Origin of the sequence: Methanocalculus sp. (assembly GCF_029762515.1) — an archaeon.
In the GTDB taxonomy this organism is placed as follows: domain Archaea; phylum Halobacteriota; class Methanomicrobia; order Methanomicrobiales; family Methanocorpusculaceae; genus Methanocalculus.
In genome coordinates, this window is sequence record NZ_JARVGN010000162.1 from 1 (window position 1) to 4,814 (window position 4,814).

The 4,814-nt window shown below is 51.7% G+C and carries 5 protein-coding genes; all 5 read left to right on the forward strand.

Annotated features, from left to right (window positions below):
* Positions 1-429: 429 nt before the first annotated feature.
* Positions 430-1,797: a coenzyme F420 hydrogenase subunit alpha gene (frhA, locus tag QCH34_RS06885; protein ID WP_300332161.1), complete on the forward strand. Its 1,368-nt coding sequence runs from the start codon at positions 430-432 to the stop codon at positions 1,795-1,797.
* An 8-nt stretch (positions 1,798-1,805) separates the two neighbouring features.
* Complete coding sequence (gene frhD / locus QCH34_RS06890; RefSeq protein ID WP_300332163.1) at positions 1,806-2,285, forward strand: coenzyme F420-reducing hydrogenase, FrhD protein; 480 nt, start codon at positions 1,806-1,808, stop codon at positions 2,283-2,285.
* 136 nt (positions 2,286-2,421) lie between these two features.
* The gene (gene frhG / locus QCH34_RS06895; RefSeq protein ID WP_300332169.1) at positions 2,422-3,186 is read left to right on the forward strand and encodes a coenzyme F420 hydrogenase subunit gamma; all 765 of its coding nucleotides are present in this window, start codon (positions 2,422-2,424) and stop codon (positions 3,184-3,186) included.
* Positions 3,187-3,199: 13 nt separating this feature from the next.
* On the forward strand, positions 3,200-4,066 hold the full coding sequence (gene frhB, locus QCH34_RS06900) for a coenzyme F420 hydrogenase subunit beta (protein WP_300332165.1): 867 nt from the start codon (positions 3,200-3,202) through the stop codon (positions 4,064-4,066).
* Positions 4,067-4,145: 79 nt separating this feature from the next.
* The coding region (locus tag QCH34_RS06905; protein ID WP_300332167.1) for a hypothetical protein at positions 4,146-4,814 on the forward strand (669 nt) is incomplete at its 3' end.

Genomic DNA, 4,814 nt, shown 5'->3' on the forward strand with positions numbered 1-4,814 from the left:
TTTCATGTATTGAAGAGAGATCCGCTCTTTTCCCCTCGGGAGTATATCTGCTATTCTTATAAATGCCATATTCATTGGTATTAATGCATAATGGGTAAGTTATTTATAATGCTCTTCTCTTTATCTCCGTCAGCATATGGTGGGATATACCGTAAAAAAAGCGCATAAGTAATTTTTGACAAAAAAGCGGGGATATTCTCGTTATTTTCGCCGGGTTCCGGCACTTTTGCTATAATGCTAAAAATTGTAATACTATTTGTTATTTTATCTATATACTTTAGAATTTATTGGAGGGTACTATCACAAACTATAATTAACGATATCGTTCTAATTCACTTTAGCGTACTTTCATGTACGTGTCATTAACCGCACAGGATAAATATTGACGTATAGCAGATCGACCACCACATTTTGGATGAGGCGATAACATTGTCGAAAGTAGTAGAAATTTCCCCAACCACAAGGCATGAAGGCCATTCCAAGCTCGTCTTAAAAGTCAATGATGACGGCATTGTCGAGCGCGGAGACTGGCTCTCCATTACTCCTGTCAGGGGTGTTGAAAAGCTTGCCATCGGTAAGACGATGGAGCAGGTTCCAAAGATCGCATCACGTGTCTGTGGTATCTGTCCGATTGCACACACCCTCGCAGCAACAGAAGCGATGGAAGCATCGATCGGATGTGAGATCCCAGAGGATGCATATCTTCTCAGGCTGATGCTCCAGTGCGCAAACAGGATACACAGCCATGCACTGCATAACATCCTGACCCTGCCGGATATGTACTTACCCGGAACAGACACAAAGATCAACCCCTTCACACCAGAAGAGCCGGTCAGAAGCGTTGCAAAACGTATCCAGACCCTCCGTATGGTCGGCCAGACGATCGGCGAGATCGTCGGCGGCGAAGCAATCCACCCATCAAACCCACGGGTCGGAGGTATGTACAAGAACCTCTCACCACGTGGCAGGGCAAAGGTCCTCGATCTCGCAAAGATGGGACTTCCACTTGCACGTGAACACATGGAGTTCATGATTGCAATCCTCAGGAACTACCAGAAGCGTGACTGGGCAGAAGTGGGTGGCAAAGAGATTCCGATTCCAAAGGATCTCGGATACCACAACCAGGGATACATGGCAGCTGACCCGTGTTACGGAAGCAGCTCCCTTGATGAGAACCCACGCTGGTTCCCAGAGCGCTGGACAGAAGTCCGGCCATGGGACTGGTACATGGGTGAGGAAGAGATCACACTCGAAGACCCATCATACCCGGTCGGCGGCACCACAAAGGCAGGCACCAAGGCCTGGCCACAGATGGAAGCCTGCACCGGTGTTCCGCTCTATGACGGCCAGCCCGTTGAGGTCGGTCCCCGTGCCCGTCTTGTAGAGTTCAAGAATTATGACGAGAAGGGTGCAATCGGCCTGCAGATCGCACGGCAGATGGAGTACATGGACTGTTTCTATAAGATCATAGAAGCAGCAGATGCACTTGACTGTTCGGCATCGGTTGTAGCAGATGAAATCCCGCAGGGTGACGGTTCTATCGGATGGGCAGCAAACGAAGCCCCGCGAGGCTGTGACGTTCACCTTGCAAAGGTCAGGAACGGCAAAGTCGAGTACTTCTCGATGCTTGTCCCGACCACCTGGAACTTCCCCACCTGCAGCCGTGCACTCGTTGGTGCTCCCTGGCAGCTTACCGAGGTCATCATGCGTGCCTATGATCCCTGTGTCTCCTGTGCAACCCACATGATCGTCCTTGACGAGGACAAGAGGCTCGTTGCAGAGAAACTCCTCGAGTGAGTGCGTTCATGGACGAGCTGTACCCCGAGATTGTCATTGCCGGTTGCGGCAACATGCTGTTTGGTGATGACGGCTATGGACCGGAAGTTGTCGAGCGGTTGAAGGAGTATACACTCCCCGACAATGTGAAAGCGGTGGATGTGGGCCTTGGAGGCCCCTACTTCTGCTTTAATATGCTCGATAATGGAGTTACCAAAAAGCTGATCATTATCGATATTATCGATTTTGGTGCAGAACCCGGCACTTTGACGAAACTTCGAGTGGAGGATCTGCCTCCGGGCAGTTACCGGGATGCCCATTCATGGGCTCTGTCTGAACCGCTTAATATTCTTAAGGACAGGATGGATATCTCGATAATCGGGTGCCAGCCAAAGAACGTACCCGCCCCCGATGTTGAAATAGGCATTTCAACTGAGGTCGAGGATGCTATACCCCTGACGATTCAGGTTGTATTGAAGGAAATAGGGGTGAACAATGGGAATACTTGAATCCCTGAAGGCCCTGTTATTCGGTAAACACGACGTCGGTGGGGAAAAGCAGGATCAAAAACCGGCTGATAAACCGGCTGACGTAATTGTCGAAAAGAAGGCGTCAATCATAAAAGAACCAAAGGAGGAGAAGCCAGTGGCTGATAAGATTACTGTAGGACACGTGCACATGAGCGGTTGTACCGGGTGCCTTGTGTCCTTTGCAGATAACTATGAAGGATTGTTAACAATTCTTGACAAATATGCGGACCTCGTCTACTGTCTCACATTAGCAGATGTCCGGCATATCCCAGAGATGGATGTAGCCCTCGTTGAGGGATCTGTCTGTATTCAGGATCACATTGCAGTCGAGGAGATCATCGAGACCCGAAAGAACGCGAAGATCGTCGTTGCACTCGGTGCCTGCGCCTGCTATGGCAACATCACCAGATTCTGCCGTGGTGGCCAGCAGAACCAGCCCCAGCACGAGTCGTATCTGCCAATCGGTGACCTGATCGATGTGGATGTCTACATCCCCGGATGTGCACCGACCCCGCAGCAGATCAGAAACGTCTGTGTTATGGCGTACCTGCTGCTGAAAGGAAACGATGAGCAGAAGGCGCTTGCAGGTGCATACCTGACACCCATGATGAACCTTGCAAAGGCAGGCACAGAAGCCTGCGGATGCGACATCATGACCCAGGTGATCAACCAGGGTCTCTGCATGGGCTGTGGCTCATGTGCAGCAGCCTGCCCGGTACGTGCAATCACCATGCAATATGGCAGACCACAGATCGAGCGCGATCTCTGTATCAAATGCGGAGCATGCTATGCCCAGTGTCCACGGAGCTTCTTCAGCTTCGATGTGGTCAACCAGTATGAGGGTATCATGGAAGCAATAGATGCTGCTATGCAGCCCTGAGGAGGGAGAAGAAATGGTACTTGGTAACTACAAACAGGCTGTTGCTGCACGCAGCACAGACCCCGATATTCTCCGCAAATCACAGGACGGCGGCATTGTCACCCAGCTCTTTGCTTATGCACTTGATGCTGGCATCATTGACGGTGCGATCGTCGCAGGTCAGAGCGATGAGCCATTCAAACCCGAGCCGATGGTTGCGACCACCCGTGAGGAACTCCTCGCAGCACGTGGCACCCGCTACTCCATCTCCCCGAACATGTCACTCATCAAAGAGGTGACCCGGAGCTATGGACTTGACAAGGTCGGTGTTGTTGGCACCCCCTGCCAGATGCAGGCACTCAGGAAGGGACAACTCTATCCTGTCGGCCTTCGTGATGTCGCGGACAAGATTGCACTCGCAGTCGGTATCTTCTGCATGGAGAACTTCCCCTACCAGGGTATTCTCCAGCTCGTGGAAGACCACGGTGCGACCGCTCTTGAAAACGTCTCAAAGCTTGATATCGGAAAGGGCAAGTTCTGGATCTACACCGAGCGCGGTGCAACCGTTCAGCTTCCGCTGAAGGTCACCCACAAGTACGAGCAGCCAGGCTGCCACGTCTGCCTCGACTATGTCGCAAACTTAGCTGATATCTCAACCGGCTCAGTCGGAACCCCCGACGGCTGGTCGACGGTCTTCGTCAGGTCAGCAAAGGGTGATGACATCTGGGCAAAGGCGATCGCAGCAGGCGCATTCGAGACAAAGCCGATTGACTCCGTCAAGCCAGGCCTCGAACTCGTCACAAAGCTCGCAACCGAGAAGATCACAAAGAACCAGAAGTACCTTGAGTCCCGTGCAACAGAGTACGGTGTCGGAAAGGCGCTTCGGAACCCATACATCTAATCTTTTTTTTGCTTATCCCCGTTTCTGTCACAGGAACAGAAGAAAAGGGGTTTAAAGATACTGCATCTACATATCAGCAATGGCAGATGATATCGTTGAAGAAGATGCTGCTCTTCCAAAAGATCCCGTTCTTCAGGAAGAGCATGTTCCGGATATGCCTGTTTCAGAGGAAGTAACAGATGCCGGCGGAGATGAGGCTCCCGATGTACCTGAGAACGGAAGCATGGTCCCCGAAGCATTCATCCGCGATCTGAAGGCATTTGGCGAGAGTATCCGGAAGAGCCCGGCCCTTGTCGAGCAGATCCGAGATGTCTTCGAGTATCATCTTGTTGATATGACCGATCGCCGGACATTCTCCCGGATCGTCAATGCCCTGACGATGATTCTTGGCCACAGTTCAACGATGGTTGTGGCAACAGCCTGCCATATCAATGCCGCTGCCTTCTTTGGAGATATAAAAAAGCAGGCGGGTGAGGGGGAGGAAGAGACCGAAGCAATTGCCGTTCTCCAGCATCTCACTGCGCTCTATGGAAACCGTGTGCAGGAGGCATATGCCCTCTCCGTCGGATCCCTTGATGAAGACTGGTTCACAGCGGACATCAATACATTCAGGCGGGAAGGCGAGCAGAGCTGGATGATTGAACTCCGCCTTGCCCAGTACAACGGGACGATCGCACACCTGAAGATGACCCCCGAATCACTCTTCCAGCTGACCCTGATCATGATGAACGAGGTGAAGAAACTCCCG

Coding starts and splice junctions, on each gene's coding strand:
- frhB (WP_300332165.1), top strand. CDS start 3,200: ATGGTACTTGGTAACTACAAACAGGCTGTTGCTGCACGCAGCACAGAC.
- frhD (WP_300332163.1), top strand. CDS start 1,806: ATGGACGAGCTGTACCCCGAGATTGTCATTGCCGGTTGCGGCAACATG.